This window comes from Mesorhizobium sp. AR07 (assembly GCF_024746815.1).
Lineage (GTDB): Bacteria > Pseudomonadota > Alphaproteobacteria > Rhizobiales > Rhizobiaceae > Mesorhizobium.
Genome location: NZ_CP080525.1, coordinates 4,190,165 through 4,216,113, shown reverse-complemented (window position 1 = coordinate 4,216,113; position 25,949 = coordinate 4,190,165). Strand labels below are relative to the sequence as shown.

Annotated in this window: 27 protein-coding genes; 13 read left to right on the top strand and 14 right to left on the bottom strand. The window is 63.7% G+C overall.

The window, feature by feature from the left end:
* Window positions 1–170: 170 nt before the first annotated feature.
* Both BPNPMPFG_RS21470 and BPNPMPFG_RS21465 read left to right on the top strand, forming a co-directional pair.
* Window positions 171–950 (top strand): Bax inhibitor-1/YccA family protein, encoded by a 780-nt coding sequence (locus BPNPMPFG_RS21470; RefSeq protein ID WP_258590671.1) that lies wholly within the window; start codon window positions 171–173, stop codon window positions 948–950.
* Between the two features lie 108 nt (window positions 951–1,058).
* Complete coding sequence (locus tag BPNPMPFG_RS21465; protein ID WP_258590670.1) at window positions 1,059–1,628, top strand: GNAT family N-acetyltransferase; 570 nt, start codon at window positions 1,059–1,061, stop codon at window positions 1,626–1,628.
* A gap of 4 nt (window positions 1,629–1,632) precedes the next feature.
* Here BPNPMPFG_RS21465 and BPNPMPFG_RS21460 read toward each other — a convergent pair whose 3' ends face one another.
* Both BPNPMPFG_RS21460 and BPNPMPFG_RS21455 read right to left on the bottom strand, forming a co-directional pair.
* Window positions 1,633–2,019: a DUF2794 domain-containing protein gene (locus BPNPMPFG_RS21460; RefSeq protein ID WP_258590669.1), complete on the bottom strand. Its 387-nt coding sequence runs from the start codon at window positions 2,017–2,019 to the stop codon at window positions 1,633–1,635.
* A 693-nt stretch (window positions 2,020–2,712) separates the two neighbouring features.
* Window positions 2,713–3,483, bottom strand: coding sequence for a DUF1223 domain-containing protein (locus tag BPNPMPFG_RS21455; RefSeq protein WP_258590668.1), 771 nt, complete (start codon window positions 3,481–3,483; stop codon window positions 2,713–2,715).
* Window positions 3,484–3,783: 300 nt separating this feature from the next.
* Here BPNPMPFG_RS21455 and BPNPMPFG_RS21450 point away from each other — a divergent pair, with 300 nt between their 5' ends.
* The gene (locus BPNPMPFG_RS21450; RefSeq protein ID WP_258590667.1) at window positions 3,784–4,464 is read left to right on the top strand and encodes a ceramidase; all 681 of its coding nucleotides are present in this window, start codon (window positions 3,784–3,786) and stop codon (window positions 4,462–4,464) included.
* A gap of 108 nt (window positions 4,465–4,572) precedes the next feature.
* Here the strand turns inward: BPNPMPFG_RS21450 and acnA are convergent, their stop codons facing one another.
* Entirely contained in the window at window positions 4,573–7,263 is a 2,691-nt protein-coding gene (gene acnA, locus BPNPMPFG_RS21445; protein ID WP_258590666.1) for an aconitate hydratase AcnA, read from the bottom strand.
* 281 nt (window positions 7,264–7,544) lie between these two features.
* Between acnA and ccmA the strand changes: the two genes are divergently transcribed.
* The 4 genes from ccmA to BPNPMPFG_RS21425 all read left to right on the top strand — a co-directional run bounded on the left by ccmA (window position 7,545) and on the right by BPNPMPFG_RS21425 (window position 9,975).
* Window positions 7,545–8,171 (top strand): heme ABC exporter ATP-binding protein CcmA, encoded by a 627-nt coding sequence (gene ccmA, locus BPNPMPFG_RS21440; RefSeq protein WP_258590665.1) that lies wholly within the window; start codon window positions 7,545–7,547, stop codon window positions 8,169–8,171.
* 229 nt (window positions 8,172–8,400) lie between these two features.
* A complete protein-coding gene (ccmB, locus tag BPNPMPFG_RS21435) occupies window positions 8,401–9,066 on the top strand; it encodes a heme exporter protein CcmB (RefSeq protein WP_258590664.1) in 666 nt (221 codons plus the stop codon).
* 145 nt (window positions 9,067–9,211) lie between these two features.
* Window positions 9,212–9,379: a heme exporter protein CcmD gene (ccmD, locus tag BPNPMPFG_RS21430; RefSeq protein WP_258590663.1), complete on the top strand. Its 168-nt coding sequence runs from the start codon at window positions 9,212–9,214 to the stop codon at window positions 9,377–9,379.
* Window positions 9,376–9,975, top strand: a complete 600-nt coding sequence (locus tag BPNPMPFG_RS21425; protein WP_258590662.1) for a DsbE family thiol:disulfide interchange protein — start codon at window positions 9,376–9,378, stop codon at window positions 9,973–9,975. Before ccmD ends, BPNPMPFG_RS21425 begins: the two co-directional genes overlap by 4 nt.
* Window positions 9,976–10,180: 205 nt before the next feature.
* Here the strand turns inward: BPNPMPFG_RS21425 and BPNPMPFG_RS21420 are convergent, their stop codons facing one another.
* Window positions 10,181–10,348, bottom strand: a complete 168-nt coding sequence (locus BPNPMPFG_RS21420; RefSeq protein WP_095083997.1) for a hypothetical protein — start codon at window positions 10,346–10,348, stop codon at window positions 10,181–10,183.
* Window positions 10,349–10,623: 275 nt separating this feature from the next.
* Here BPNPMPFG_RS21420 and BPNPMPFG_RS21415 point away from each other — a divergent pair, with 275 nt between their 5' ends.
* Entirely contained in the window at window positions 10,624–11,541 is a 918-nt protein-coding gene (locus BPNPMPFG_RS21415; protein WP_258590661.1) for an SMP-30/gluconolactonase/LRE family protein, read from the top strand.
* Window positions 11,542–11,625: 84 nt separating this feature from the next.
* Window positions 11,626–11,835 (top strand): tautomerase family protein, encoded by a 210-nt coding sequence (locus BPNPMPFG_RS21410; RefSeq protein WP_258590660.1) that lies wholly within the window; start codon window positions 11,626–11,628, stop codon window positions 11,833–11,835.
* A gap of 237 nt (window positions 11,836–12,072) precedes the next feature.
* Here the strand turns inward: BPNPMPFG_RS21410 and BPNPMPFG_RS21405 are convergent, their stop codons facing one another.
* The 8 genes from BPNPMPFG_RS21405 to BPNPMPFG_RS21370 all read right to left on the bottom strand — a co-directional run bounded on the left by BPNPMPFG_RS21405 (window position 12,073) and on the right by BPNPMPFG_RS21370 (window position 20,037).
* The gene (locus BPNPMPFG_RS21405; RefSeq protein ID WP_258590659.1) at window positions 12,073–12,603 is read right to left on the bottom strand and encodes an NADPH-dependent FMN reductase; all 531 of its coding nucleotides are present in this window, start codon (window positions 12,601–12,603) and stop codon (window positions 12,073–12,075) included.
* A gap of 39 nt (window positions 12,604–12,642) precedes the next feature.
* Window positions 12,643–13,263, bottom strand: coding sequence for a pyridoxamine 5'-phosphate oxidase family protein (locus tag BPNPMPFG_RS21400; RefSeq protein WP_258590658.1), 621 nt, complete (start codon window positions 13,261–13,263; stop codon window positions 12,643–12,645).
* Window positions 13,264–13,273: 10 nt separating this feature from the next.
* Window positions 13,274–13,948, bottom strand: coding sequence for a septation protein A (locus tag BPNPMPFG_RS21395; protein WP_258590657.1), 675 nt, complete (start codon window positions 13,946–13,948; stop codon window positions 13,274–13,276).
* 61 nt (window positions 13,949–14,009) lie between these two features.
* Window positions 14,010–15,545, bottom strand: a complete 1,536-nt coding sequence (gene ftsY, locus BPNPMPFG_RS21390; protein WP_413776881.1) for a signal recognition particle-docking protein FtsY — start codon at window positions 15,543–15,545, stop codon at window positions 14,010–14,012.
* A 537-nt stretch (window positions 15,546–16,082) separates the two neighbouring features.
* Complete coding sequence (mtaB, locus tag BPNPMPFG_RS21385) at window positions 16,083–17,375, bottom strand: tRNA (N(6)-L-threonylcarbamoyladenosine(37)-C(2))-methylthiotransferase MtaB (RefSeq protein ID WP_258590655.1); 1,293 nt, start codon at window positions 17,373–17,375, stop codon at window positions 16,083–16,085.
* The gene (dapF, locus tag BPNPMPFG_RS21380) at window positions 17,375–18,259 is read right to left on the bottom strand and encodes a diaminopimelate epimerase (RefSeq protein WP_258590654.1); all 885 of its coding nucleotides are present in this window, start codon (window positions 18,257–18,259) and stop codon (window positions 17,375–17,377) included. The genes mtaB and dapF overlap by 1 nt, the downstream gene beginning before the upstream one ends.
* Window positions 18,260–18,352: 93 nt before the next feature.
* The gene (locus BPNPMPFG_RS21375; RefSeq protein WP_258590653.1) at window positions 18,353–18,919 is read right to left on the bottom strand and encodes a hypothetical protein; all 567 of its coding nucleotides are present in this window, start codon (window positions 18,917–18,919) and stop codon (window positions 18,353–18,355) included.
* 77 nt (window positions 18,920–18,996) lie between these two features.
* Window positions 18,997–20,037 carry an MBL fold metallo-hydrolase gene (locus BPNPMPFG_RS21370; RefSeq protein WP_258590652.1) on the bottom strand — a complete coding sequence of 347 codons (1,041 nt, stop codon included), beginning with the start codon at window positions 20,035–20,037 and terminating at the stop codon, window positions 18,997–18,999.
* 238 nt (window positions 20,038–20,275) lie between these two features.
* On the opposite strand from BPNPMPFG_RS21370, the gene BPNPMPFG_RS21365 reads away from it, so the two are divergent.
* Together BPNPMPFG_RS21365 and zapE are read left to right on the top strand one after the other, a co-directional pair.
* Window positions 20,276–20,818, top strand: a complete 543-nt coding sequence (locus BPNPMPFG_RS21365; RefSeq protein WP_258590651.1) for a protease inhibitor Inh/omp19 family protein — start codon at window positions 20,276–20,278, stop codon at window positions 20,816–20,818.
* Window positions 20,819–20,907: 89 nt separating this feature from the next.
* Window positions 20,908–22,131 (top strand): cell division protein ZapE, encoded by a 1,224-nt coding sequence (gene zapE, locus BPNPMPFG_RS21360; RefSeq protein WP_258590650.1) that lies wholly within the window; start codon window positions 20,908–20,910, stop codon window positions 22,129–22,131.
* Between the two features lie 3 nt (window positions 22,132–22,134).
* On the opposite strand, the gene BPNPMPFG_RS21355 is transcribed toward zapE, so the two are convergent.
* Window positions 22,135–22,473, bottom strand: a complete 339-nt coding sequence (locus BPNPMPFG_RS21355) for a hypothetical protein (RefSeq protein ID WP_258590649.1) — start codon at window positions 22,471–22,473, stop codon at window positions 22,135–22,137.
* Between the two features lie 118 nt (window positions 22,474–22,591).
* A complete protein-coding gene (locus BPNPMPFG_RS21350) occupies window positions 22,592–23,788 on the bottom strand; it encodes a TCR/Tet family MFS transporter (protein ID WP_258590648.1) in 1,197 nt (398 codons plus the stop codon).
* A 192-nt stretch (window positions 23,789–23,980) separates the two neighbouring features.
* Between BPNPMPFG_RS21350 and BPNPMPFG_RS21345 the strand changes: the two genes are divergently transcribed.
* Together BPNPMPFG_RS21345 and mdh are read left to right on the top strand one after the other, a co-directional pair.
* Window positions 23,981–24,622, top strand: a complete 642-nt coding sequence (locus BPNPMPFG_RS21345; protein ID WP_258590647.1) for a TetR/AcrR family transcriptional regulator — start codon at window positions 23,981–23,983, stop codon at window positions 24,620–24,622.
* 344 nt (window positions 24,623–24,966) lie between these two features.
* Window positions 24,967–25,935: a malate dehydrogenase gene (gene mdh / locus BPNPMPFG_RS21340; protein ID WP_258590646.1), complete on the top strand. Its 969-nt coding sequence runs from the start codon at window positions 24,967–24,969 to the stop codon at window positions 25,933–25,935.
* Window positions 25,936–25,949: the final 14 nt, after the last annotated feature.

The following is a 25,949-nucleotide window of genomic DNA, read 5'->3' as shown; positions in this document are numbered from 1 at the left end:
CCGGAAAAACCGCACGGTGTGTGTCTCACGAAGCATTACACCCGGTTACGGTCTTGTTCTTGACGCGAATAACCATCATATTTCGCCATAGGCATGCTGGAGCCCCGCCAGCGGCGCCTGGGTCGTGATGGACCTGACACCGGACGGGGCAGAAGCAATAGAGGACTCCCATGGCTGAACCCATTCGCAACTATCAGACGCGCGCCGTGCCCGGCGCCGGCGTTGATGCGGGCATCGATCAGGGCCTGCGCGCCTATATGATCAAGGTCTACAATCTGATGGGGCTTGGCCTCCTCATCACCGGTCTTGCCGCGGTCGGCACGATCATGCTGGCCACCACCACCGATCCGGCCTCGGCCGTCGCGACGCTGCCAAGCGGCGAGATGCTGACCTCGTTCGGTTACGCGATCTTCGGCTCGCCGCTGCGCTGGGTGGTGATGCTGGCACCGCTGGCCGCCGTGCTGTTCCTGTCGTTCCGCGTCCAGTCGATGAGCGTTTCGGCGGCGCAGACGACGTTCTGGGTCTATGCCGGCCTCGTTGGCCTGTCGCTGTCGTCGATCTTCCTGGTCTACACCACGGCCAGCATATCGCAGACCTTCTTCGCCACCGCCGCCGCCTTTGGCGCGCTGTCGCTCTACGGCTACACCACCAAGCGCGACCTGACCGCCCTCGGCTCGTTCCTGATCATGGGCGTGTTCGGCATCATCATCGCGTCGGTGATCAACATCTTCCTGCAGTCGTCGGCGCTTTCCTTCGCCGTCTCGGCGCTTGGCGTGCTGATCTTCTCGGGCCTCACCGCCTATGACACGCAGAAGATCAAGGAGATGTATTTCGAGGGCGACACTTCGGACGTCGCCGGCCGCAAGGCGATCATGGGCGCCCTGACACTCTACCTCGACTTCATCAACCTGTTCATGTTCCTGCTGCAGTTCATGGGCGACCGCCGCTAATCAGCAGCGCTGGACCATCGAGTTTGGAAGGGGCGGCCCAACGGCCGCCCTTTTCTTTTGTGCCGGGTTTTGCTGTTATTGCGGGCAAGGCAATGGCATGCATAAAAAATGAGCAATATCGCGATACGGCCCGCAATTGTGGCCGACCTCGACCGAATCACAGAAATCTATGCCGATGCGGTCACTCAGGGCACGGCGAGCTATGAGCTGGAGCCGCCCGACCGCGCCGAGATGGGCGCGCGCTTCGACAGTTTGACGGCGGGAGGCTTTCCCTATCTGGTGGCGGCAAAGGACGGCGCCGTGCTCGGCTACGCCTATGCCGGCGCCTTCCGGCCGCGCCCGGCCTACCGCTTCATCGTCGAGGATTCGGTCTATGTCGCGCCCGAGGCCAAGGGCCAGGGGGTTGGCCTGTTGCTGATGCAACGCCTGATCGAAGCCGTCGAGGCGACGGGCTTCCGCCAGATCGTCGCGGTGATCGGCGATGGCCGTCCCGACAGCGCTTCGGTGCGGCTGCACGAGAAGCTCGGCTTCCGCCATTCGGGCCGCCTCGAGGGCTCCGGCTACAAGCACGGGCGCTGGCTGGACACGGTGTTCATGCAGCTATCGCTGAATGGCGGGGCGTCGGTGCCGCCCGACCCGGAGTCGCTGCCGGAGCAGAAGTTTCGTAAGCAGAAATAAGGGCTTAAGCCTGTACCAGCTTCAGCTTGCCGTCGAACACCCCAAGCACGCGGCCGAGCTCCTGGCCACGCTTCAAGATGCGGCCACCGGCGGCGATGACGGCAAAGGCACCCTGCTTGCGGGCCAGTTTCGGATCCTTGACGATCTGGAACAGCGGCACTTCGCTAGCCCGGCGGAACACGGAAAACACAGCCCGGTCAGTAAGATGATCGATGGCATAGTCGCGCCATTCATTGGCGGCGACCATGCGTCCGTAGAGCCTGAGGATCTGGTCCAGTTCACGCCGGTCGAAGCGTACCGGCTGATCGAGGCGCTCGCGTCGCGCCTCGTGCAGCGGGATCAATGTTGCGGATGCGTCCGCATCCCCCATCCCACTGCCGTCATCGGTCATGCCCCGATCCTTCAAAATGAATCTTTGCCAACCAAAGTTGGCGCGTTCGCGGCTGAATTGCAAGACCCGGCAAAGCGAGCGCAGCGCCGCGCTGTTTCTGCAACGTCCAGTCACTTTTATGAAACGCCCTGTTGGAATTGGTGATGCTTCGCCACATTCTCGCCTTTTTTTATCCGCGCTCATGCCCCAATGTCCGACGAATTTACCGGCGTTGCCTGAGACGGTTCGGTCCGGCACCGGCTCGTAAACCCCAAGCCCCCCGCCCACGGGTCTGCGTCGGATCGAACCAACCTCGGTTTTTCCTTGGAGAAACCGGGTGCGACGATCCCAAAACCTAAATGACCGACGTCAGAAGCAAGCTGACGTCGGTTTTTTATTGGCTGGGTGGAGGTGATGGTGAATGCTGCGAGGCAGAACACAGATCTCGTTCTGTGGCGATCCTTCCCACCCCCCTCTGTCCTGCCGGACATCTCCCCCGCAAGGGGGGAGATCGGATCTCACTTCTGCTTTCGCCAATCTCAAACGTCGAACAGGATGGCGAATAAGACGAAGCTGCCAATCTCCCTCCTTGCGGGGGAGATGGCCGGCAGGCCAGAGGGGGGTGCTGTCCCGCCGACATCAAAATTGTGCACCGCTGCGGCGTCTGGGCAACCTCGCCTCGCCATCGGCGCTTCAATCGAGATCTGACGGCCTCTAAGGCTTGTGAATAAAGGCGGCGCCGAGGATGGGGCCGGGCAGACCGTCCTTGCCGACCGACTGCAACAGCACGGCGCAGCCGCCCTTCTTGGAAATCTCGCTCATCGGCAATTCGTAGCGTTGCGCCTTGCCGTGCCACATGCCGGCAGTCTGGATGCTGGTGACGGCATTCCAGTAAGTCATCTTGCGGCCGGTGTTCTCGCCCTGGCCGATCTTGATGGTCTGCGGCGGGTCGAAATAGACGATGATGACATGGGCATCGCTGGGGCCGCCGCCGGCATCGCCGGCATCGATCATGACGCGATCGCTGGTGCGGCTGACCTTGACGGAGACACGCATGCCTTCGCCGCTCCTCGCCATGCGGGCGAGCGCGCCATTGACCTCGCCGCGGCTTGCGCCGTTGACATGGACGCGGCCGTTGATGACGGCCTGCGGTGTGTAGACCGAGCGGCTGCCGAAGGCGCGCATATAGTCATATTGCCGCTCGGTGTTCTCCTTGCGGCTCAGCGTGTCCTGCCAGCCGAGATAATCCCAGTAGTCGACGTGGTAGGCGAGCGCGACGAGGTCTTGCTTTGCGGCAAGCTCGGCAAACAAAGCATCGGCCGGCGGGCAGGAATTGCAGCCCTGGCTGGTGAACAGCTCCACCACGCCCAAGGGTTTGTCGGACTGCGGCTTGTCGGGCTCGGCGGTTTGCCCGGCGCCGGCAAACCCCAAAAAGGCCAGCGCAAGGGCTGCCAGCCACAATAATTTTCGCGAGGCCATGGTCATCCGATTCCCGCCGGTGACGCCGGCTTTATTGTGATTGCCGAAATATGTGGCAGAACCCTAAGTCAACGGGAAGTCACGTTGCGGTGAAATTTTTGCCATTGCAACCGGCCGCACCTGCGCAATAGAGCGGTTCATCGTTTCACGGAAACGCCGAAACCCCTATGTCTCTGCTTTGACGCAATTCCCCCAAGGGAAAGCGCTACACGCTTTTCCCGGGAAAACCGTTTCACACTTTTCCTGGAATTGCTCTACGAGAAGGCTTGCGCTTCAGGGTAGAAACCGATTCGGGCGGCAATCGCGATGTGGCAAACTTTTCTGGCGCCGGTCGACCTCTATTGCGAGCGGATCGGGCCGGGATTCTGGTCCGAGCCAGTCAATGCGCTGACGAACCTCGCCTTCATCGCTGCCGGCCTGTGGGGTGTGCGCGAGGTGCGAAGGCTGGGCACCGGCACCTTTGCCGAGGTGCTGGCCTGGTGGGTGGTGGCGATCGGCATCGGCTCGACGATCTTCCACACCTTTGCCACCAAGGGCACGATCTGGGCCGATGTGCTGCCGATTGCCGGCTTCACGCTGGCCTATACGCTGTTCAACCTGCGCCGCTTCCTCGGTATGGAGTGGGGCAAGGCCATCGCCATCTTCGTTGTCTTCTACGCGGTTGCCGGGGCGATAACCTTGGCCGTGCCGGACTGGCTGCGCCAGGCATCGAACGGCACGACGGGCTACCTGCCGCCTTTCCTGGCGCTGGCTTTCTTCGGCGCTCTGGTGACGGCCAGCGGCAACCGTGCCGGCTGGTACAATCTGGCGGGCTCGGCGATCTTCGTCGTGTCCGTCATCTGCCGGATGATCGATCCGATGGTCTGCGGCAGCTTTCCGCTTGGCACGCACTTCCTCTGGCACATCTTCAACGGGCTGATGCTTGCCGTGCTTCTGGCCGCCGCAGCGCGCTACGGCGCGCCGCAGCGTAGGGCAGTAGGGCAGTAGGGCAGTAGGGCAGTAGGGCAGTAGGGCAGTAGGGCAGTAGGGCAGTAGGGCAGTAGGATGCTTACTTCCCCTACTCCCTTACTGCCTTACTCCCCTATTCCCTTCCCCCTATGCCGCCAAATCGCGCAGCACGTACTGCAAAATGCCGCCGTTCTTGAAGTAATCGAGCTCGTCCAGCGTATCGATGCGACAGATGATCGGCACGTTCTTCACCGTGCCATCGCCATAGGTGACCTTGGCGGTCATCGTCTGGCGCGGCTTGATGGTGCTCAAACCGTCGATCTCGACCAGCTCGTCACCTCTGAGATTGAGCGTGGCCCATGAGGTGCCGTCCTCGAAGACGAAGGGGATGACGCCCATACCGACCAGGTTCGAGCGATGGATGCGCTCGAAGGACTGGGCGATGACGGCGCGGACGCCGAGCAGATTGGTGCCCTTGGCCGCCCAGTCGCGCGACGAGCCGTTGCCGTATTCGACGCCGGCGAAGATGACCAGCGGCACGCCTTCCTTCTTGTATTGCATGGCCGCGTCGTAGATCGATTCCTCTTCCTTCGACGGGTAGTGGATGGTGTAGCCGCCCTCGCGACCATTCTCGCCCAGCATGTGGTTGCGGATGCGGATGTTGGCGAAGGTGCCGCGCATCATCACCTCATGGTTGCCGCGACGCGTGCCATACTGGTTGAAGTCGGCGACGCCGACGCCGTGATCGGTGAGGTATTTGCCGGCCGGTGAGGCCGCCTTGATCGAACCCGCCGGCGAGATGTGGTCGGTGGTGATCTTGTCGCCGAACAGGCCGAGCACGCGGGCGCCCTTGATGTCGCCGATCTTGCCGAAACCAGTGGTCATGCCGGCGAAATAGGGCGGGTTCTGCACATAGGTCGAGTTGTCGTCCCAGGCATAGGTCTGGCCTTCCGGCGCCTGGACCTTCTGCCAGTGTTCGTCACCCTTGAAGACGTCGGCATATTTGCGGGCGAACAGCTCGCGCGTGACGTTCTTCTCGATGAACTCCTGGATCTCGGCCGAGCTCGGCCAGATATCCCTGAGGTAGACCGGGTTGCCGTTCTTGTCCTCGCCAAGTGGCTCCGACGTGAGGTCCTTGGTGACGGTGCCGGCCAGGGCGTGGGCGACGACCAGCGGCGGTGACGCCAGATAATTCGCCTGCACGTCGGGCGAGACGCGGCCTTCGAAGTTGCGGTTGCCCGACAGGACCGCGGCGGCGATCAAACCCTTGTCGTTGATGGTCTTCGAGATCGGCGCCGGCAGCGGGCCGGAATTGCCGATGCAGGTGGTGCAGCCGAAGCCGACCAGGTTGAAGCCGATCTGGTCGAGCTCCTTCTGCAGGCCGGATTTCTCCAGATACTCGGCTACCACCTGACTGCCGGGCGCCAGCGAGGTCTTGACCCACGGCTTCTGCTTCAAACCGAGGCGGTTGGCGTTGCGGGCCAAGAGGCCGGCGCCGATCAGCACGCTCGGGTTCGAGGTGTTGGTGCAGGAGGTGATGGCGGCGATGACGACATCGCCATGGCCGAGATCGTGGCTGGTGCCTTCTACGGGATAGCGCTTGTGGATCTCGGCGGCCTTCTTGTATTCGGTCTCCATCGCCTTGGCGAAGCCTTCCGGAATGCCTTCGAGCGCGACGCGGCCTTCAGGCCGCTTGGGGCCGGCCATCGACGGCACGACGCTGCCGAGCTCGAGTTCGAGCAGGTCGGTGAACACCGGGTCGGCCGAGCCGGTGTCGCGCCACAGGCCTTGCGCCTTGGAATAGGCCTCGACCAGAGCGATGCGATCCTCGCTGCGGCCGGACATTGTGAGGTAGCGGATGGTCTCGCTGTCGACCGGGAAGAAGCCGCAGGTGGCGCCATATTCGGGCGCCATGTTGCCGATGGTGGCGCGGTCTGCCAGCGTCATGTTGGAGAGACCCGGGCCGAAGAATTCGACGAACTTGCCGACGACGCCCTTCTTGCGCAGCATCTGGGTGACGGTGAGCACCAGGTCGGTGGCGGTGACGCCTTCCTTCAGCCTGCCGGTGAGACGGAAGCCGATGACCTCGGGCAACAGCATGGAGACGGGCTGGCCGAGCATGGCCGCCTCGGCCTCGATGCCGCCGACGCCCCAGCCGAGAACGCCAAGGCCGTTGATCATGGTGGTATGCGAATCGGTGCCGACACAGGTGTCGGGATAGGCGGTGGTTTCGCCGTCCTCGGTGTTGGTCCACACCACCTGGCCGAGATATTCGAGATTGACCTGGTGGCAGATGCCGGTGCCGGGCGGCACGACGCGGAAGTTGCGGAACGCCTGCTGGCCCCATTTGAGGAATTTGTAGCGTTCCTCGTTGCGCTCATATTCGAGCTCGACATTGCGGGCGAAGGCCATCGGCGTGCCGAACTCGTCGACGATGACCGAATGGTCGATGACGAGGTCAACCGGCACCAGGGGATTGATCTTCTGCGGGTCGCCGCCGAGCGAGGCCATGGCGTCGCGCATCGCTGCGAGGTCGACCACCGCCGGAACGCCGGTGAAATCCTGCATCAGGACGCGGGCCGGGCGATAGGCGATCTCGACGCCGGCGGTGCCCTTGTCGGTCAGCCAGCCGGCAACCGCCTGGATCGATTCCTTGGTGACGGAGCGGCCGTCCTCGTTGCGCAGCAGGTTCTCCAGCAGCACTTTCATCGAATAGGGCAGCTGGGCGATGCCGGTAAGGCCGTTCTTCTCGGCCTCGATGAGATCGAAATAGGCATACTCGGCGCCACCCGCGGTCAGTGTGCGGCGGCAATTGAAACTATCGAGGGATTTTGACACGTGCGATCCTTGTCTGTTCAGCCTGAAAGGGAACGGACGCCGATGGCATGCAATCACGCGCAAAGGTGCGGGTACGGCCATTTCCGCTGTCCGTTCCCAAGCAACCCGAGCCGTTCAAGGCGGCGCGTGCGCTGGTTCGGCGCTAATTCTGATCCCGCGCCGACCGCTGGCACGGATGCACCGCATATAGAGAATTTTCTGGAATAGTTCTAGACAGTTGCAAAGCAAATTTGTGCGATGCGGCAGCTGTCGCGACACATGGTTTTCAGGGCAGGCGAGGGATGCGGCTGATCGCCGAGAATCTGGGCGGCGAACGCGGCGGTGACAGGGTGTTTTCCGGCATCGGCTTTGTGCTGCAGGACGGCCAGGCGCTGGTCGTCACCGGGCCGAATGGCGCCGGCAAGTCGACCTTGCTCAGGATCATCGCCGGGCTGCTGCCGGTGGCGGAAGGCAGCGTGCGGATCGAAGGCGTTATGAAGATTGAAGACGGGGGCGAGGCGTTTCCGTCGATCGCGTCGGCCTGTCATTATCTCGGCCATCAGAACGCGATGAAGCCGGCGCTCAGCGTGGCGGAAAATTTGCGCTTCTGGCGCGACTTCAACGGCGATGGACATGTCGGCGTCGAAGAGGCGCTGGAGACCGTCGGGCTCGGCGGCATCGGCCATTTGCCGTTCGGCTATCTCTCGACCGGGCAACGCCGCCGGGCGGCGATCGCGAAACTTTTGGTCAGCTATCGGCCATTGTGGCTGCTGGATGAGCCGACGGCGGGGCTGGACAAGGCTTCGGAGGGTAGGTTCGCCGGGCTGATGGGGAAGCATTGTGGGGAGGGCGGGATCATTGTCGCGGCGACGCATCTGCCGCTGGGGTTGGATGGGGCGGAAGAGTTGAGGATGGGGGAGATCGGCTAATGTCGGCGTTCCCGCCCACCCCCCTCTGTCCTGCCGGACATCTCCCCCGCAAGGGGGGAGATCGGCAGTTTCGCTGCATTCGCCTTTCTTGCGACTTTGAAGATTGGCGAAACCCGGGGTGACATCGGATCTCCCCCCTTGCGGGGGAGATGTCCGGCAGGACAGAGGGGGGTGGGACGGAACGCTATCCTCGGAAAGAAGGTGTTCGACCTACTGTGGCGCCTCGCCCATGCTAGCCCTCTTCGCGCGCGACATCCGCCTCAACATCCGGGCCGGCGGCGGGGCGTTGACTGGCGTCATCTTCTTCCTCGCCGTCATCGCCACTATCCCGTTCGGCGTCGGGCCGGACCTGAAGCTGCTTGCCCGCATCGGGCCGGCGATCCTGTGGATCGGTGCGCTGCTGTCTTGCCTGCTCGGGCTCGACCGGCTGTTCCAGGCGGATCGCGAGGACGGCTCGCTCGACCTGCTGGTGCTTGGCAATGACCGCCATATGCTGGCCCTGACGGTGCTGACGAAATGCCTGGCGCACTGGGCGGGAAGCGTGCTGCCGCTGGTGGTCGCGGCCCCCTTGCTCGGCCTGTTCATGAACATGGAGCCGCTCAGCATCGGCGCCACGGCGCTGACGCTGCTGGTCGGCACGCCGGCAATCACCTTCATCGGGGCTGCGGGCGCGGCGGTGGCGGTGGCGCTGCCGCGTGGCGGGCTGCTGATCTCGGTGCTGGTGCTGCCCCTGACCATTCCAGTGCTGATCTTCGGCGTTTCGGCGAGCTATGGCGCGACGGCCAATCCCGATCCGTTCCTGCAACCCTTCCTCATTCTCGCCGCGCTGACCTTGTTTCTTGCGGTGCTGGGGCCGGTGGCGGCGGCGCTGGCGCTGCGTCACGGCACGGATTGAGCGACGCCGGTGCCCTGTTGCATGACGTCAAAGGCTGCGGCGCGGCGACCGATTGCGAAGCCGGTGGCGCGAGGCTAAGGGAAGGCATGTTCGAATTGGGCGACATGATCGGTTTGGCGAGCGGCACTTTGGCGGGGCCTGCCGCATGAGCGCGCACGCCCTTTACGTCGCGGCTGCCTATGGCATCACCGCCGTCGTGCTGGCCGGGCTGGTCGGCTGGATCCTGCTCGACCAGCGGGCCCGCAAGCGCGAACTCGCCGAACTGGAGGCGGCCGGCGTACGGCGTCGTTCCGACAAGGGCGCCAAGCCATGAACACAGAGACGGAAACGCCGACACCACCCTCTCGCCGCCTGTTCGTGCTTTTGCCGCTGCTGATCTTCCTCGGCCTGGCTGGACTGTTCCTGTCGCAGCTGCTGTCGGGGCGCGATGTTTCGGAGGTGCCGTCGGCCTTGATCGGCCTGCCGGCGCCGCAGACCAACCTGCCGGCGCTGGAGGGCAGCAATTTGCCGGGGCTCGATTCGAAAGCTTTCGCCGGCAAGGTCACGCTGGTCAACGTCTTTGCGTCGTGGTGTGCCCCGTGTCGCGAAGAGCACCCGGTGCTGCTGGCGCTGGCGCAGGACAAGCGCTTCACCATGGCGGCGCTGAACTACAAGGACCGGCCCGAAAACGCCCGGCGTTTCCTCGGCGATCTCGGCAATCCGTTCCAGGCCATCGGTGTCGACGAGGCCGGCCGCACGGCGATCGACTGGGGTGTCTATGGCGTGCCGGAAACCTTCGTCATCGGCAAGGACGGCAAGATCGCCTACAAGCATGTCGGCCCGTTGACGGCCGAGTCGGTTGAGAGCCTGTTGTTGCCACAGATCGAGAAAGCACTGGCGGCGCCGACTGACTCGAAGACGCGCCAATAAGCGCGCTTCGTCATCCTAGGGCGTAGCGACGCGAAGCGGAGCGCAGACCCTAGGATCCATGCCGTGGCATCAGCCAAAGAATGCGGCGGATCAGGATAGCTGACCGCTGGATGGCGAACAGATCAGAATTCCCCACCGCCGTGACGCTTCGATGTCGCGGCATGGATCCTCGGGTCAGGCCCGAGGATGACGAACGCTGTTCGGCTCAGCCGTAGATCTGCTTGTGGACCTGGTAGAGCATTTCCGAGCGGTCGGCGCGCATGTCGGCCAGGTCACGGCTGGAGAAGCTGTCGATTTCGGCGACGAGACGGTTGTAGTGCTTGCGCTTGGCTATGCTGGTGCGAGCGCGGGTCATGAGATCGTTGAAGATCATAGCAAGGTTCCTTTTGGCGCCGCATTTCCGCGGCGGTTATTCCTCCCTTGATCAATACGAAGCATGACATAGGAATGGTGCATTGCAAAAAGAAGATGTTGCAATGCACCATTGCGTGCAGCGCATAGCCGGTTAAGCCCGCTTAACCCGGGTTAAGAAGGCTTAACCGGCATCACGTCTGCTGGAGGCCGCAGGCTATTTCATGATCGATCTTGCCTTCTTGATCGCTGGCTGGCTTGATCCGGTGCCGCGTTGATTGATCCGGGAGGGAAGCCATGGCCGCCGCAGACTACGAAATTCTCGATCCGCGCTTCGCGCGCCTGGTCGGCACGAATGCGCATGTGAACAAGCTCTTCACCGGCTGCCAATGGGCGGAAGGCCCGGCCTGGTTTGCCGCCGGCCGCTATCTCGTCTGGTCGGACATCCCCAACAACCGCATGCTGCGCTTCGACGAGACCGACGGCCGTGTCAGCGTCTTCCGTCAGCCATCGGGCAATTCCAACGGCAACACCGTCGACAGGCAAGGCCGGCTGGTCACCTGCGAGCATTCGGGCCGCCGCGTCAGCCGCACCGAGCATGACGGCTCGATCACCACCATCGCCGCGAAATGGCGTGGCAAGCGGCTGAATTCGCCCAACGATGCGGTGGTCAAGTCGGATGGCTCGATCTGGTTCACCGATCCCTCCTATGGCATCGACAACGACTATGAGGGCGACAAGGCCGAAAGCGAGATCGGCGCCTGTCATGTCTACCGGGTCGATCCCGGCACCGGCGAGGTCGAAGCCGTCATCACTGACATGGTCAGGCCCAACGGCCTTGCCTTCTCGCTCGACGAGAGCAAGCTCTATGTCGTCGACACCGGCCGCACGCATGGCGCGCAAGATCCTGCCCATATGCGGGTGTTCAATGTCGGCAAGGGCGGCAAGAAGGTTTCGGGCGAAAAAGTCTTCGCCGACTGCACGGCCGGCCTGTTCGACGGCTTCAGGCTCGACGAGGACGGCCGCATCTGGACCAGTGCGGCCGACGGCATCCACTGCTACGATCCGGACGGGACGCTGATCGGCAAGGTCAAGGTGCCGGAAGTGACCGCCAATTGCGTGTTCGGCGGCAACAAGCTGAATTGCCTCTACATCGCCGGCACCACGTCGCTCTACATGGTGCGGCTGATGGTGAATGGCGCCAAGACTTATTGAGAGACTGGCTGCGACTTGAGCGCTGGCGGCTGTCAGACAGTTTCGTCAAAGCGGTCGCGAGCGTGAAAAACCTGGGAGGATAAAATGCCGTTCGTCAACATTCGCATCGTCAAGGAAGTGATCGCCGCCGATCCGGCGGGCAAGAAGGCGGACATCGCCAAGAAAGTCACGGCGGCCATCATGGACGCCACCGGACTGGGCAATGACGACGTCTGGGTGGTTTTCGAGGAGGTCAACGCCCGCGACTGGTATGTCGGCAAGACCGATGTCGAGACGCTGAGAAGCAAGAGGTAGTTCCTCGACCCAGGTTGGCGGGACAGCGCCCCCCTCTGCCCTGCCGGGCATCTCCCCCACTTGGGGGGAGATCGGCAGCTTCGCCGTCCGGCCTTTTTCTTTCAACGTTGCAGATTGGCGAAGGCGGGGGTGACAGCCAATCTCCCTCCTTGTGGGGGAGATGTCCGGCAGGACAGGGGGGGCGCGAAGGACCGCCGGCGCCCTGCCCTTGGCCGACGAAGGCATAGTGGCCGCCGCTCAACGCAAGCGAATGAAGTCCGCGAAGGCGGACAGCGCGCCGCACATCGCCAACTGGCTCTCCGGCTCAGCCAGGATGGTCTCCACCTCCGGCGGTTTCTTGCCGAGCAGCGCGATCTCCAGCACATCTTCGCAAAGCGCGAACGACATGGTGCGCATGATCTCGACCAATGCGGCGCGGGCAAACAGCGAGCGCGGCGAGGCGTGCACCAGCATGGCGGGCTTCGCGACGGCGGCGTCGCGCGAGACAAGCCAGTCGAGCGCGTTCTTCAGCCCGCCCGGCACGCCATGGGCATATTCCGGACAGGAGATGATGACGCCGTCGGCTTGAGTGACGGCGTCGATCAGCGTGGAGGCTTCCTGCGGCGTCCGCTCGCCCTCGTCGTCAGGATTGAAGATCGGCAGGCGGCCAAGCCGGTCATGGACAGCGACGCGACAGCCGGGTGGGGCGTTGCGCGCCAATGCAGCGATCAGCGCGGAATTGGTGGAGGCGGCGCGCAGGCTGCCGGAGATGGCAAGGATGTTCAGCAAGGCATGGAACCAGTCGGGACGAATCGTGGTCCCGAAAGCCTACCACATGGTCTGCTTGTAGCCGTCGTCCAGCCAGCGGTCGGTTGCCTCGACCGAATCGGCGAGCGCCAGCTGGTCGCGCAGGATCTGGCCGAGCGTCGGCAGCGTCGCGCGGTCGTACCAGGTGTCCGGCTTCCACAGATCCGAGCGCATGAAGGCTTTGGCGCAATGCATGTAGGCGGCCTTGACGGTGACCACGACGACGCTTTGCGGTTCCTTGCCGTCGACGGCGAGCCGTTCGCGCAAGGTCGCGTCGACGGTGATGCGGGCGTCGCCATTGACGCGCAGCGTCTCGTTCATGCCGGGAATGAGGAACAGCAGGCCGACCGAGGGATTTACGAGGATGTTCTCCAGCGTATCGAGCCGGTTGTTGCCGGGCCGGTCGGGGATGGCGATGGTGCTGTCGTCGAGCACGGCGGCGAAGCCGGGCTTGTCGCCCTTTGGCGTCACGTCGGCATTGCCGGCGCCATCGGACGAGCCGATCAGCACGAATGGGCTCTTGCCGATGAAGGAGCGGCAGTGGCCGTCGAGCGCCTTCAATTCCTTGCGGATCGAGCCGTCGGTCGGGCGCGGCGTCTTGTAGATCGTCCTCAGTTCGTCGCGCGTGGTGACGAATTGCATGGCCCTCTCCCTATTTCCCGGCCTTCTCTTCTTTCCCGGTCTTGTCGTCGAGCGAATGGCGCAGGATCAGCGGCATCTGGCTGAAGGTGAACAGAAGCGTGATCGGCATGATGCCCCAGACCTTGAAGGTAACCCAGGCGTCGGTGGAAAAATTCCGCCACACAACTTCGTTGGCAAGGGCCAGGAACAGGAAGAACAGGCCCCAGCGGAAGGTCAGCTTGCGCCAGCCTTCGGCGTCGAGGCTGAAGGCGGAATCGAAGACATAGCCGAGCAGCGACCTGCCGAAATAGAGGCCGCCGAGCAGCACGCCGCCGAACAGCGTGTTGACGATGGTCGGCTTCATCTTGATGAAGATGTCGTCCTGCAGATAGAGCGTCAGCGCGCCGAAGATGAAGACGACGACGCCCGATACCATCGGCATGATCGGCAAGGTGCGCATCAGCAGCCATGAGGCGATCAGCGCGATGGCGGTGGCGGCCATGAACAGGCCGGTGGCGACGAAGATCGGGCCGCCGAATTCGGCCAGAACGGGGAATTTCCGCACCAGCCACTCGCCGCGCGCATTGGCGAAGAAGAACACCATCAACGGCCCCAGCTCCAGCACCAGTTTGAGCAGCGGATTGACGCTTTCTTTCTTCTCTTTTTGCGGGTCGGACGGATCGCGTTCGAGAATGGGTGGGTTCATGGACTTTCTTTCTTACGCATAGGCTGATCCAAAAAGTCTGCAGCTTTTTGGGATATGCTTGCTAGGCAACTCCAGCGATCGCCCTGGCGAATTCGCTTGCTGAAAAAGGTTCGAGGTCGTCGACCTGTTCGCCGACGCCGATGAAATAGACCGGCAATTTGTGCTTTGCCGCGATCGCCACCAGAATACCGCCGCGCGCCGTGCCGTCCAGCTTGGTCATCACCAGGCCGTTGACGCCGGCGACATTGCGGAAGATCTCTACCTGGTTGAGCGCGTTCTGGCCGGTGGTGGCGTCGACCGTCTGCAGCACGGTGTGCGGCGCCTCCGGGTCGAGCTTGCCGAGCACGCGGACGATCTTCTCGAGCTCGGCCATCAGTTCGGTCTTGTTCTGCAGGCGCCCGGCGGTGTCGATGATCAGCACGTCGGAGCCGGCTTCCTTGGCCTTCTCGAAGGCGTCATAGGCGAGGCCTGCGGCATCGGCGCCGATCTTGGAGGCGATGACGGGCGATTTCGTCCGCTCGCCCCAGATCTTCAATTGCTCGATGGCCGCGGCGCGGAACGTGTCGCCGGCAGCTAACATCACCGACAGGCCGCCATCGGTCAGCTTGGCCGCCAGCTTGCCGATGGTGGTGGTCTTGCCGGTGCCGTTGACGCCGACCACCAGGATGACATGCGGCTTGTGAGAGAGATCGAGCTCCAGCGGCATGGCGACGTGGCTGAGCACCTTCTCCACCTCGGCCGCCATGATGGCGCGCACTTCCGCGTCGGAGACATCCTTGCCGTAACGGCTGGAAGCCAGCGCATCGGTGACGCGCAGGGCGGTTTCCATGCCGAGATCGGCGCGGATCAGCACGTCTTCCAGATCCTGGAGGGTCTCCTCGTCGAGCTTACGCTTGGTGAAGACGCCGGCAATGTTGCCGGTGAGTTCGCGCGACGAACGGGCAAGCCCGTCCCTCATGCGCTGGAACCAGGAGCGTCGAGGCGCCGGCTCCGGCGCTTTCACCGGTTCGGCCTTCTGCTCGACTTTCTTGGTGACGGTCACCTTGCCGGGGGCTGGCCTTACCTCCCCCTCGATGGGGGAGGTCCCGAGCGCAGCTCGGGGGTGGGGGTGACCAGCGCCGGCGCTGCCACCCCGCCCCGCCACTCCGTGGCCACCCTCCCCCTCGATAGGAGGGTGGGGCGCTGGCGTGACTTCGGCCGATGGTGCTGAATCTTGCGCAGGCTCGCGCTGCCCCTCACCCTTACCCGTTCCGGGGCGAGCCACGGGTCTCGCCCGTCCTTCGGACCCCCGTAGGGGACGGGGAGAGGGGGGCGTCAGCGTTGCGGCTTCTTCTTCGATGTCTGCAAGAGGAGGCGCGGCGTCGTGATCGGCTCCCTTCTCCCCGTCCCTATACGGGGAGAAGGTGCCGGCAGGCGGATGAGGGGCGGCACCAACCTCCGAGGAGGGAAGCTTGGTAGCAGTCGGAATTGTCGACGGAGCCTCTACCGGCGGCGCCGGAACTTCAACGGGGGCCGGTTCAGGCTGCTTCTCCGGCTGAGCCGGGACGACCTCCGGCCGCCCCGGCTCAGGAATTTCCTGCGGCGCAGGCTCTGGCACTACAGGCGCAGCCGGGACTTCCTCGGGCGTCGGCTCCTCAACAGGCGCTGCCGGTTCAACCGGCCGCGGCTCTTCGACAGGGGCGGGTTCAGGCTGAATTTCCGGCTCGGCAGGGACGGTCGGCTCCGGTGCGGGCGGAATCGAAGGCGTTGGCTGTGGCCTCGGCGCCTCTGGCGCAGACTTTACCTCCCCCTCGATGGGGGAGGTCCCGAGCGCAGCTCGGGGGTGGGGGTGACTGGCGCTGGCGCTGTCACCCCACCCCGCCGCTTCGCGTCGACCCTCCCCATCAAGGGGAGGGTGGGGCGTCGGCGCCAGTTCCGGCGCTACTGCCGGCGCAGGTACAATTTCCGCCTCGGGCCGCGGCTCATCGCGCTTCAGAAATTCCGGAACGACCTGTTCGGCCGCCGGTTTCAGCGCATCGAGCGCTTCCCATTTGATCGGCGGCAGCGGGGCGGTCTCGTCGATGCGCTCCTCGACCACCTCTTTCTTGCCGAACGAAAATATCTTCTTGAAAAAACCAGCCATGCTTTGGGTTTCTCAGGCCGCGCAGGCGGCAAAGGGCGCCGCGATCAGCCTGATACCATCGTGGCCGGTGATATCAGCTTCGACGATCTCACCCGGCACGCCCGCGCCGAGTGCGGCAAGCGTGAAACCTTCGGTGCGGCCAAAACCGTCGCGCTCGATCAGGATCGACTGACGTGTGCCCGAGAGCGACGACAGATGGCGCCGGTACGCAGCCTCGCCGGCGGCGCGCAGCCTGGCGGCGCGCTGCTTGACCAGCTCGTGCCGGACCTGCGGCATGCGCGCGGCGGGCGTGCCTTCACGTGGGCTGAACGGAAAGACATGAAGATGGGTCAGCCCGCACTCCTCGACGATCTTTTCGGAATTCTCGAACATTTCGTCGGTCTCGGTCGGGAAGCCGGCGATGATGTCGGCGCCGAAGACGATGCCGGGGCGCAATTTGCGCACGTCCTCGCAGAAGCGGATCGACTGATCGCGCAGATGCCGGCGCTTCATCCGCTTCAGGATCATGTCGTCGCCCGATTGCAGCGACAGATGCAGATGCGGCATCAGCCGCGGCTCGGTGGCGATGGCGTCGAGCAGATCGTCATCGGCCTCGATCGAATCGATCGACGACAGCCGCAGGCGCTTCACATCGGGCACCTGCCTGAGGATGGTCTTTACAAGCTTGCCGAGCTTCGGGGCGGCCGGCAGGTCGGCGCCGAAACTGGTCATGTCGACGCCGGTCAGCACGATCTCGGCATAGCCGTTTCCGGCAAGCCGCCTGACCTGCTCGACGACGGCGCCCATCGGCACCGAGCGCGAATTGCCGCGACCGTAAGGGATGATGCAGAAGGTGCAGCGGTGGTCGCAGCCGTTCTGCACCTGGACGAAAGCGCGCGCCCGGCCCTCGATGGTATCGACCATGTGGCCGGCGGTCTCGCGCACCGAAAAAATGTCGTTGACGCGCGCCTTTTCGGTGTCGTTGACGCCGAAATCCGGCAGCGCGCGATAGGAGTTCGCCTTCAGCTTCTCCTCATTGCCGAGCACGAGATCGACCTCGTCCATCGCGGCGAAGTTCTGTGGCTCGGTCTGCGCGGCGCAGCCGGTGACGATGATGCGGGCCAGTGGGTTGTCGCGGCGCGCCTTGCGGATCGCCTGCTTCGCCTGACGCACCGCCTCGCCGGTGACGGCGCAGGTGTTGAAGATCACGGCGCCGCCTTCCAGCGCGCCGAGGCCGGCGTTTTCCGCCTCGCGCCGCATCACTTCGGACTCATAGGTGTTCAGCCGGCAGCCGAAGGTGACGACATCGATACCCTGGGACGCCATCAGGCCGCGCTTTCGGTGTCGCGGGCCCAAATGCCGGTCGACGGATCGAAGCTGCCGGAAAATTCCCATTCGGCGGCACCGGTGAGGATGACGTGGTCGTTATCCAGCCATTCGACATGCAGCGTGCCGCCGCCGGGTGTCATCAGGCTGACGCTGCGGCCGGTCCGGTTGGTGCGGGCCGCTGCCACCACCGATGCGCATGCGGCCGAGCCGCAGGCCTTGGTCAGGCCGGCGCCGCGCTCCCAGGTGCGGATGACCATGGTCTGCGGCGAAGTGACCTGGGCAAGGGTGATGTTGGCACGTTCGGGAAACATCGGGTGGTTTTCGAGCAGCGGGCCGAAGCGGTCGAGCTCGTAGGACCAGACGTCGCGGTCGACCCAGAAGATGGCGTGCGGGTTGCCCATCGAGACGACCGAGGGCGAGTGCAGCACCGGCGCGTCGATCGGTCCGATCTGCAATTCAATCATCCGGGTATCGTGGAATTCCTCGGCCAGCGGAATGTCCTGCCAGCCGAAACGCGGCATGCCCATGTCGACGGAAATCGACCCGTCGGCATGTTCGCGCGCGTTGAGAATGCCGGCGACGGTCTCGAAGGTGAAGGTCTTCTGGCCGGTCTCGGCGGCCAGCGCCTGAACGACGCAGCGCATGCCGTTGCCGCAGGCCTGCGCCTTGGAGCCGTCGGAATTCAAGATGTCGATGAAAAAGGCGGTGCCCGGCGTCCTGGCGTCGTGGATCGCCATGATCTGGTCGAAGCTGGTCGCGGCATCGGCGTTGAGGGCGATTGCCGCCGCCGGCGTCACCCGATCGGCACGGCTGCGCATGTCGGCAACGATGATCTCGTTGCCGATGCCGTTCATCTTGGCGAAAGGGGCAGTGCTGGCCATTGCTCCGGAAATTCCGTGTCCGTTTGCCGCTATATGGCGGAAACGGGCAGGAATTACCAGTGCGCAGCCCCCTTACGAGGCTGATAACTGGATCTAGCCGGCGATCTCGATATCGGTGGTGAAGGGTGCCGTCTTGGTCGAATTCTGGTCATGCATGAGGAAGTTGCAGCGGTATTTGCCGGGCGGCAGGCCATCGAGCGACAAGTCGAGCTTGAAGAACAGTTCGCGGTTGTGCGAGCGGGAGGCGACTTGAACGCTGCCAATCTTCTCGAATGTGCCCAGGGCGTCGCCCGAGTCGGAAAGCACGGTGAGGTCGACGGAAAGCGCGATCTGGCTATTGCCGAGGCCGTCCGAGCCATAGCCATAGCCGACCGGCTCCATGTAGAGCGCGACCTTCTCGCCGGGCTTGTAGATGTGATTGGCACGCTCTTTGTAAATGCCGAAGCCGGTGGCCGTGTCGACCTGCTTGACGTTCTGGACGGCAAGCGGCATCGCTTGCCAAAAGGCTTCCTCGGCGCTGCGGAACTTGTCCAGCGCGCCGGCGCCGTCGCCCGACTGCAGCAGCTTTTCCGCCTCCGCCGCGCGATCGGCGACGTCTCCGGCAAAGGCGGCCGACGTGGAGATACCCATAGCGAGCAGGACTGCCAGGATTGATTTCATAAGACGCGACTCCGTTTCCTTGAAACGCCATATTGGGCGAAAACCGCTGCGGGGCAATCGACGGTCCACGGCTCGCCTCAGCGTATGTCCCAGACCTCGCCGGGCCGCAAGGCGCGAAAGCGCTCTCTTGGGATGCCTTGATCGTCAAGCGCCTCGGACAATTTGCGGACCGGCTCGTCAATCGGCTCGTCGGTGAGCTGAAAGGTGCCCCAGTGGCAGCCGGCCGCATAGGCGGCGTTGCACAGTTTCATGCCTTGCACGGCTTCCTCCGGGTTCTGGTGCTGCGGCGCCATGAACCAGCGCGGCTCGTAGGCGCCGATCGGCAGGATGGCGAAGCGGAAGCCGCCATGCTTTTCAGCCATCAGCCGGTAGTTGGTGCCGCCGTGGAAGCCGGTGTCACCGGCGAAGTAGAGTTTGCCGCCCGGCGTCTCGATGACGAAGCCGGCCCACAGCGCCATGCGCCGGTCGCCGGCGCCGCGCGCCGACCAATGATGCACCGGCTCGACATGGACGGCGACGCCGTTGCCGATGTCGACCCTGTCGCCCCAGTCATGCGCCGACAGAAGCAGGCCGGGAACGGCATCGCCAATGAGCACATCATTGCCCAGCGGGGTGATCACCAGCGGGTCGTGGCTGGCCTTCAGCCGCTTCAGCGTGGCGAGGTCGAGATGGTCGTAATGATTGTGGCTGACCAGCACGAGGTCGATCGGTGGCAGGTCGGCGAAGGCAATGCCCGGCGGGTTGACGCGTTTTGGCCCGACAAAGGGGAGCGGCGAGGCGCGCTGCGACCAGACCGGATCGGTGAGGATGTTGAGGCCGGCCGTCTGGATCAGCAAGGTGGAATGGCCGACCATGGTCACCGTCAGCGCGGCGCCTTCGACCCCTGTCGCCGGTTTTGCCGGCGGGAAAGGGCTCGGATTGGTTGCCGGCCATTTCGAGCGCTTGCCGCTCAACCGCCATTTCAGCAGGTCGGCGAAGCGGCCAGGTGGCTGGCCGTCGGGGTTGAAGAACAATGTGCCGTCGAAATGATCGCTGGGCGGGCCACTGTAGTATCGATTGGCGGCTTTCCTTCTCGCGGCCAAATTCTTGCGCTCCAGCAGGTCACGTTTCCCAGACATAGGCTCTGTGCCGGCCGGCGCAAGCGTTTGCCGGCCAAATGTCAAGGAAGCGGCCGATCGGATTGCCGAGGATCAAACGGCAGGTGGCCGTGCGTCGTGATTGCGATAAATTTGCAACAAATGTTGCCGCAAACCGTATTTTAACCATATCGGGTTGAAATTTCGCCACCTTCTCCATCTTGGTGGAGGTGAGATTGCGCGGACGGCTTCCCCCCAGCCGAATCCGACGGAGGTTGGAATGACTTTTTCGAAAAGCGGCCTGGTGGCCGTATCGCTGGCGGTGCTCGTTGCGAGCGGCTGTTCGACCTCACGGTTCTCGTCGATGGATGACCAGCAGCCGGCGCCGCTGCAGCCGGCCCCGGCCGGCAAGGTGACCGCCAACCAGCTGCCGCCGCCGGCAGCACCGGGCGCCGCCGACCCGTCGCAATTCCCGACCGCGCCCGCGAATACGCAGGTCGCTTCGGCACCACCGTCAGACGGCTCGGCGCCGGCAGGTGCTGCCGATCTGACCGCGGCCAGCGTCGCCGGTGTCTGGAACGCCAGTGTTTCGGGCCAGAGCTGCAAGGTGGCGACGCCGCAAACCAAATTCGGCGCCGGCTTCCGTGCCGGACCGCTGCACTGCCCGGCGCCGATCGACGGCATCAAGTCGTGGAACGTCGCCGGCAAGCAACTGACGCTCTATGACGAGAATGGCGGCACGCTGGCGCGGCTCTATTCATCGAGCGGCTCGAAATTCGACGGCCAGACTTCCAACGGCCAGCCGATTTCGCTTACAAGATAGGCTGACCCGCCCCTTATTTGTTTTTTACGCAATTCCTAGGGAAAACCGCTACACACTTTTCCTGGAATTGCTCCAGAACGACGTGACCGATGCATCTGCGTGACGGCCTCCAGACCCATGCGACCGTCAGGCAGCGCTACGACCATCTGGTGGAAACCGGCGCGATCGAACGCGATCCGGCGCAGGAACGGACCGCCGCCGCGCTCGACCGGCTGACCGACGAGATCTCGGCCAAGCGGCTGGCACACAAGTCCAGCGCGCTGGGCTGGCTGTTTGCCCGCAAGCGCGAGACGCATGAGGCGGTCAAGGGCCTTTACATCCATGGCGGAGTCGGCCGCGGCAAGACCATGCTGATGGACATGTTCTTCGAATTGCTGCCGGTGCGGCGCAAGCGTCGCGTCCATTTCAACGATTTCATGGCCGACGTGCAGGACCGTATCCAGAAGCACCGGCAGGCGCGCAAGGACGGTACGGTCAAGGAGGACGACCCGATCCCGCCGGTGGCCAAGGCCTTGGCCGAACAGGCCTGGGTGCTGTGCTTCGACGAATTCTCGGTCACCGATATCGCCGATGCGATGATCCTGTCGCGGCTGTTTTCGGCGCTGTTCGCCAGCGGTGTGGCGCTGGTCGCCACCTCGAACGTGGCGCCGGAAAATCTCTATGGCGAGGGCCTGAACCGCCAGCTTTTCCTGCCGTTCATCGGCATCCTCGAGCGGCAGACGCGGGTGCTGGCGCTCGACGCCGACAAGGACTACCGGCTGGAAAAGCTCGCCCGCACGCCCGTCTATGTTACGCCGGCCGATGCGGCGGCCGACCAGATGCTCGACGGGGCGTGGCAGGCCATGACGCGCGGTGCGCCGACGGTGGAGACCTCGCTGACGCTGAAGGGCCGGCAAGTGCTCGTGCCGGCCGCTGCCGGCGACGCGGCGCGGTTTTCCTTTGCCGATCTCTGCGAAAAGCCGCTCGGGGCCCGCGATTTCCTGGCGATAGCCCGCCACTTCTCGACCGTCTTCATCGATCACATCCCGGTGCTCGGCGAAGGCAAGCGCAACGAGGCCAAGCGCTTCATTCTGCTGATCGACACGCTCTACGATCATCATGTGCGGCTGGTGGTCAGCGCCGAAGCCGCGCCGCCGCAGCTTTATGTGGCCAAGCGCGGCGTCGAGGTCTTCGAATTCGAGCGCACGGCATCACGGCTGATCGAGATGCAAAGCCGCGACTGGCTGGAGGACTGGGCGGAACGGCAGAAGGTCAAGGATCAGACAAAGAAGCCGGAAGGCCGGCACGGCGAGCCTCCTGTCGCTACGGCCTGAGTCTCAAGCGGATGGCAAAGTTCCGGCAACAACCGTGTAGTGATCGACGAATTCGGATTTCTCCAGCAGGTAGCGATCGTCTTCCGGATAGTAGCGGGCCAGTTCCGGTGCATCGCCGGCAAAGCCTCGCACGGCGTCCATCGATGTCCACCAGCTCAGCGTGACGATCTCCGTCGATCCGTCGCCACGATCGCGCATAAGCATCTGGAAGCCGCGGTTGCCGGCAGTGGCCGCGTAGTCAAGGCCCCCTGTCCTCGCGACATAGGCGGCATAGGCAGCGCGATCCTGTGTGCGGATGACGGACGACCAGCGACGCAGGATGAGCGGTTCTGTTTCGGTCATGGCTAACTCCTTGTTCTCCTGGCCGCAAAGCGGGTACCCACCGGCCGTGGTCGAGAGCTTGTAAACATACACCACGAACGGCTTGGCCACCGAATCTCGTATCCCTCGAGGCTTTGCACTATGGGCTCGCGGGCTGCGTGGAGCGGGCGGTCCGGGTGCTGAGAAAAACCAGCGGAACCGCGATTGCATAGATGACGATCACCGAGAGCCAGATGGCTCCGGGCCACCGTTTCTGGACGACAAAATAGACTGTCGAGAAAGCCAGCGGCGCGACGATGGAGGCCAGGCTGACAGCCGATGCCAGCACGCCTTGGAGCTGGCCCTGGCTGGCCGGATCGACCTGCCGGGTGACGAAGGCCTGGAATGCAGGTGCGCCGATGCCGGCGAGGGCGAAGATCGGCATGATGGCGAACACCATCCAGCCCTGGTTGGCGAACGCCATGGCGACAAGAGCGATGCAGGCACAGGCGATGCCTGCGACAACGGCCCAGCGTTCACCGAGCAGCTTGGTGGCGGGGCCGGGCAAGAGGGCCTGCACCAGCGTCTGGCAGACACCGAAAGCGCCCAGCGACAGGCCGATCCAGAGGCCATTCCACCGGAACGTGTCGATGCCCCACAACGCCCAGCAGGTGCCATAGGCCTCTCCGGTGGCGCCGAGGATGAAAAACACGAGGATGATGGGCGCGAGCCCCTGCATCGAGAACGCCCAACGCAGGGGTCGAAGCGGGTTGAGCGCGGCCAGATCGATCTTCCGGCGGGTCGGTGTACGAGACTCCGGCAGGATGAACAAAGCCAGCAGGAGATTGCAGGCGTTCAGCACGGCGGCGGCGATGAAAGGCAGCCGCAGCCAGTGGTCGCCCAGCAGCCCACCGAGAACAGGCCCGATAATGAAGCCGGCGCCAAACATGGCGTTGAACAGGCCGAAGCGACGGGCTCGCTTGTCCGGCGGCGAAATGTCGGTGATGTAGGCCATTGCCACGGAAACATTGGCGCTGGTCAGCCCAGCGATGGCGCGGCCGAGAAACAGCATCCAAAGCTGCGGCGCGAACGCCATGACGACATAGTTGATCGCCGCTCCGCCGAGCGAAATGAGCAGCACGGGACGCCTGCCGAGAGTGTCGCTCAAAGCGCCGAGCGCGGGTGCGAAGACGAACTGCGTGACCGCATAGAGCGCGGTCATTATGCCGATGTAGGGCGTGATGTTCTGGCTGTGCGTCACCTCCTCGAGGAGTCGCGGGAGGATAGGAAAGATGAGGCCTATGCCGACGGCATCGAGGCAGATCGCGGCGAAGATAACGATAAGGGGTCTGTTCATGATTGTCGGCTCCAGGGGAACGCGCACGCCACCAGATGTCAGCTGGATGAAGGTCCGGTCCGACCGAGCCTTCACGCTTCAGTGTTTAATGTACTGCATTCCAATATGTACTTAGTACACTATGTGAGCGATCAGCCGCGATGTGTCAATACAAATATGTACTCAGTACACAAAGCGTGGTATCGGGAGCACATGCCGATGCCATCCGACCGCAGATCCCGTAAGCGCCTCGCCACGCGGCAGGGCATTTCCGATGCCGCCACGCGCCTTTTCTCCGAGCGGGGCTTCGATCATGTGACGGTGGACGAGATCGCCGAAGCCGCCGACGTCGGACGGATGACGGTGTTCAACCACTTTCCCCGCAAGGAGGACATGTTCTTCGATCGCGACGAAGAGGGCCGCGAGCTGCTGCGCGAAGCCCTTCGGCGACGCGACCCCGGCGTTGCTCCGATCGAGGCGCTACGCCGGCTCGCTCATCGGCTGGTTGCGGAACGGAGCCCCGTCGTCGAATTCTCGGCTCGGAGCCAGCAAGGCCTGATAAGGACGATCGAGGGCAGCGAGACCCTGAAGGCTCGGGCGAGGGCGATACGTGACGAGCTCGCGCAAGTGCTGACGGTGGCCCTTTGCGAAAGCGCCGGGCGCGAACCGACCGATCGCGACGCCGAGCTGGCGGCCGGCCTGCTGTTGGCGATGTGGACCGTGGCCTTCCTTCAGGCGCACCGGACCTTCCGACAGAGCCGGGATACAGAACAGGCGAAAGCCGCCTTCCTCGCTGTTGTCGACAAGGGAAGCATCGGCCTGAAAGCTGCAATGGCAGGCACGCCTTACGCCTGAGCAATCAACGCCGGCCCGACAAGGTTACTACGGCCTCGAACACATCCTCGGCGGCCCGCATCACAAGGGCGTCATCACCCGGGAACAGCCTTCTGATTTCCACGTTCATTGTGTAAATTCACCCAAGTCGGCTTATAAACTTTGACGTTTACGTAAGTCCCAATCACTCTAACCGATTGAAAATGCTAGGCTCAAAATAATCGTTTGAATTTATCTTGCGCCGGGGCTATTGGGTGCGGCGAAAATTCGCGGTTCCCCGCAGCATTCCGGCCTCTTCCTCGACGCCGTCAACCAAGTCACCAAAGATTTGGGCGCCGTCACTGACAAAGGGAAAACATCCTGACATGGCACGCAACAAGATAGCGCTTATCGGCTCTGGCATGATCGGCGGCACGCTCGCCCACATGATCGGCCTCAAGGATCTCGGCGACGTCGTGCTGTTCGATATCGCCGAGGGCATTCCGCAAGGCAAGGGGCTCGATATCGCGCAGTCGTCGCCGGTCGATGGGTTCGACAGCCGTCTCACCGGCGTCAACGACTATGCCGGCATCGAGGGCGCCGACGTCTGCATCGTCACCGCCGGCGTGCCGCGCAAGCCGGGCATGAGCCGCGACGACCTGCTCGGCATCAATCTGAAGGTCATGGAACAGGTCGGTGCCGGCCTGAAGAAATACGCGCCGAAGGCATTCGTCATCTGCATCACCAACCCGCTCGACGCCATGGTCTGGGCGCTGCAGAAGTTTTCCGGCCTGCCCAAGAGCCATGTCGTCGGCATGGCCGGCGTGCTCGACAGTTCGCGCTTCCGCTATTTCCTGGCCGAGGAGTTCAAGGTCTCGGTCGAGGACGTCACCGCCTTCGTGCTCGGCGGCCACGGCGATTCCATGGTGCCGATGATCCGCTATTCGACGGTCGCCGGCATCCCGCTGCCCGACCTGATTAAGATGGGCTGGACCTCGAAGGAAAAGCTTGACCAGATCGTGCAGCGCACCCGCGACGGCGGTGCCGAGATCGTCGGCCTGCTCAAGACCGGCTCGGCCTATTATGCGCCGGCCGCCTCGGCGATCTCGATGGCGGAAGCCTATCTCAAGGACAAGAAGCGTGTGCTGCCATGTGCGGCGCACCTTTCCGGCCAGTACGGCGTCAAGAACACCTATGTCGGCGTTCCCGTGGTGATCGGCGCCGGCGGCGTCGAGCGCATCATCGAGATCGACCTCAACAAGAGCGAGCAGAAGATGTTCGACGCTTCGGTGGCGACGGTGCAGGGCCTGACCGAGGCCTGCGTCAAGATCGCGCCGCCGCTCGCGAGCAAGTGAACCGGAGACGATCC

Excerpts from the sequence above, each read along its gene's own strand:
- BPNPMPFG_RS21470 (WP_258590671.1), top strand. The coding sequence starts at position 171 with ATGGCTGAACCCATTCGCAACTATCAGACGCGCGCCGTGCCCGGCGCC.
- BPNPMPFG_RS21465 (WP_258590670.1), top strand. The coding sequence starts at position 1,059 with ATGAGCAATATCGCGATACGGCCCGCAATTGTGGCCGACCTCGACCGA.
- BPNPMPFG_RS21460 (WP_258590669.1), bottom strand. The coding sequence starts at position 2,019 with ATGACCGATGACGGCAGTGGGATGGGGGATGCGGACGCATCCGCAACA.
- BPNPMPFG_RS21455 (WP_258590668.1), bottom strand. The coding sequence starts at position 3,483 with ATGACCATGGCCTCGCGAAAATTATTGTGGCTGGCAGCCCTTGCGCTG.
- BPNPMPFG_RS21450 (WP_258590667.1), top strand. The coding sequence starts at position 3,784 with ATGTGGCAAACTTTTCTGGCGCCGGTCGACCTCTATTGCGAGCGGATC.
- ccmA (WP_258590665.1), top strand. The coding sequence starts at position 7,545 with ATGCGGCTGATCGCCGAGAATCTGGGCGGCGAACGCGGCGGTGACAGG.
- ccmB (WP_258590664.1), top strand. The coding sequence starts at position 8,401 with ATGCTAGCCCTCTTCGCGCGCGACATCCGCCTCAACATCCGGGCCGGC.
- ccmD (WP_258590663.1), top strand. The coding sequence starts at position 9,212 with ATGAGCGCGCACGCCCTTTACGTCGCGGCTGCCTATGGCATCACCGCC.
- BPNPMPFG_RS21425 (WP_258590662.1), top strand. The coding sequence starts at position 9,376 with ATGAACACAGAGACGGAAACGCCGACACCACCCTCTCGCCGCCTGTTC.
- BPNPMPFG_RS21420 (WP_095083997.1), bottom strand. The coding sequence starts at position 10,348 with ATGATCTTCAACGATCTCATGACCCGCGCTCGCACCAGCATAGCCAAG.
- BPNPMPFG_RS21415 (WP_258590661.1), top strand. The coding sequence starts at position 10,624 with ATGGCCGCCGCAGACTACGAAATTCTCGATCCGCGCTTCGCGCGCCTG.
- BPNPMPFG_RS21410 (WP_258590660.1), top strand. The coding sequence starts at position 11,626 with ATGCCGTTCGTCAACATTCGCATCGTCAAGGAAGTGATCGCCGCCGAT.
- BPNPMPFG_RS21400 (WP_258590658.1), bottom strand. The coding sequence starts at position 13,263 with ATGCAATTCGTCACCACGCGCGACGAACTGAGGACGATCTACAAGACG.
- BPNPMPFG_RS21395 (WP_258590657.1), bottom strand. The coding sequence starts at position 13,948 with ATGAACCCACCCATTCTCGAACGCGATCCGTCCGACCCGCAAAAAGAG.
- mtaB (WP_258590655.1), bottom strand. The coding sequence starts at position 17,375 with ATGGCGTCCCAGGGTATCGATGTCGTCACCTTCGGCTGCCGGCTGAAC.
- dapF (WP_258590654.1), bottom strand. The coding sequence starts at position 18,259 with ATGGCCAGCACTGCCCCTTTCGCCAAGATGAACGGCATCGGCAACGAG.
- BPNPMPFG_RS21375 (WP_258590653.1), bottom strand. The coding sequence starts at position 18,919 with ATGAAATCAATCCTGGCAGTCCTGCTCGCTATGGGTATCTCCACGTCG.
- BPNPMPFG_RS21370 (WP_258590652.1), bottom strand. The coding sequence starts at position 20,037 with ATGTCTGGGAAACGTGACCTGCTGGAGCGCAAGAATTTGGCCGCGAGA.
- BPNPMPFG_RS21365 (WP_258590651.1), top strand. The coding sequence starts at position 20,276 with ATGACTTTTTCGAAAAGCGGCCTGGTGGCCGTATCGCTGGCGGTGCTC.
- zapE (WP_258590650.1), top strand. The coding sequence starts at position 20,908 with ATGCATCTGCGTGACGGCCTCCAGACCCATGCGACCGTCAGGCAGCGC.
- BPNPMPFG_RS21355 (WP_258590649.1), bottom strand. The coding sequence starts at position 22,473 with ATGACCGAAACAGAACCGCTCATCCTGCGTCGCTGGTCGTCCGTCATC.
- BPNPMPFG_RS21350 (WP_258590648.1), bottom strand. The coding sequence starts at position 23,788 with ATGAACAGACCCCTTATCGTTATCTTCGCCGCGATCTGCCTCGATGCC.
- BPNPMPFG_RS21345 (WP_258590647.1), top strand. The coding sequence starts at position 23,981 with ATGCCGATGCCATCCGACCGCAGATCCCGTAAGCGCCTCGCCACGCGG.
- mdh (WP_258590646.1), top strand. The coding sequence starts at position 24,967 with ATGGCACGCAACAAGATAGCGCTTATCGGCTCTGGCATGATCGGCGGC.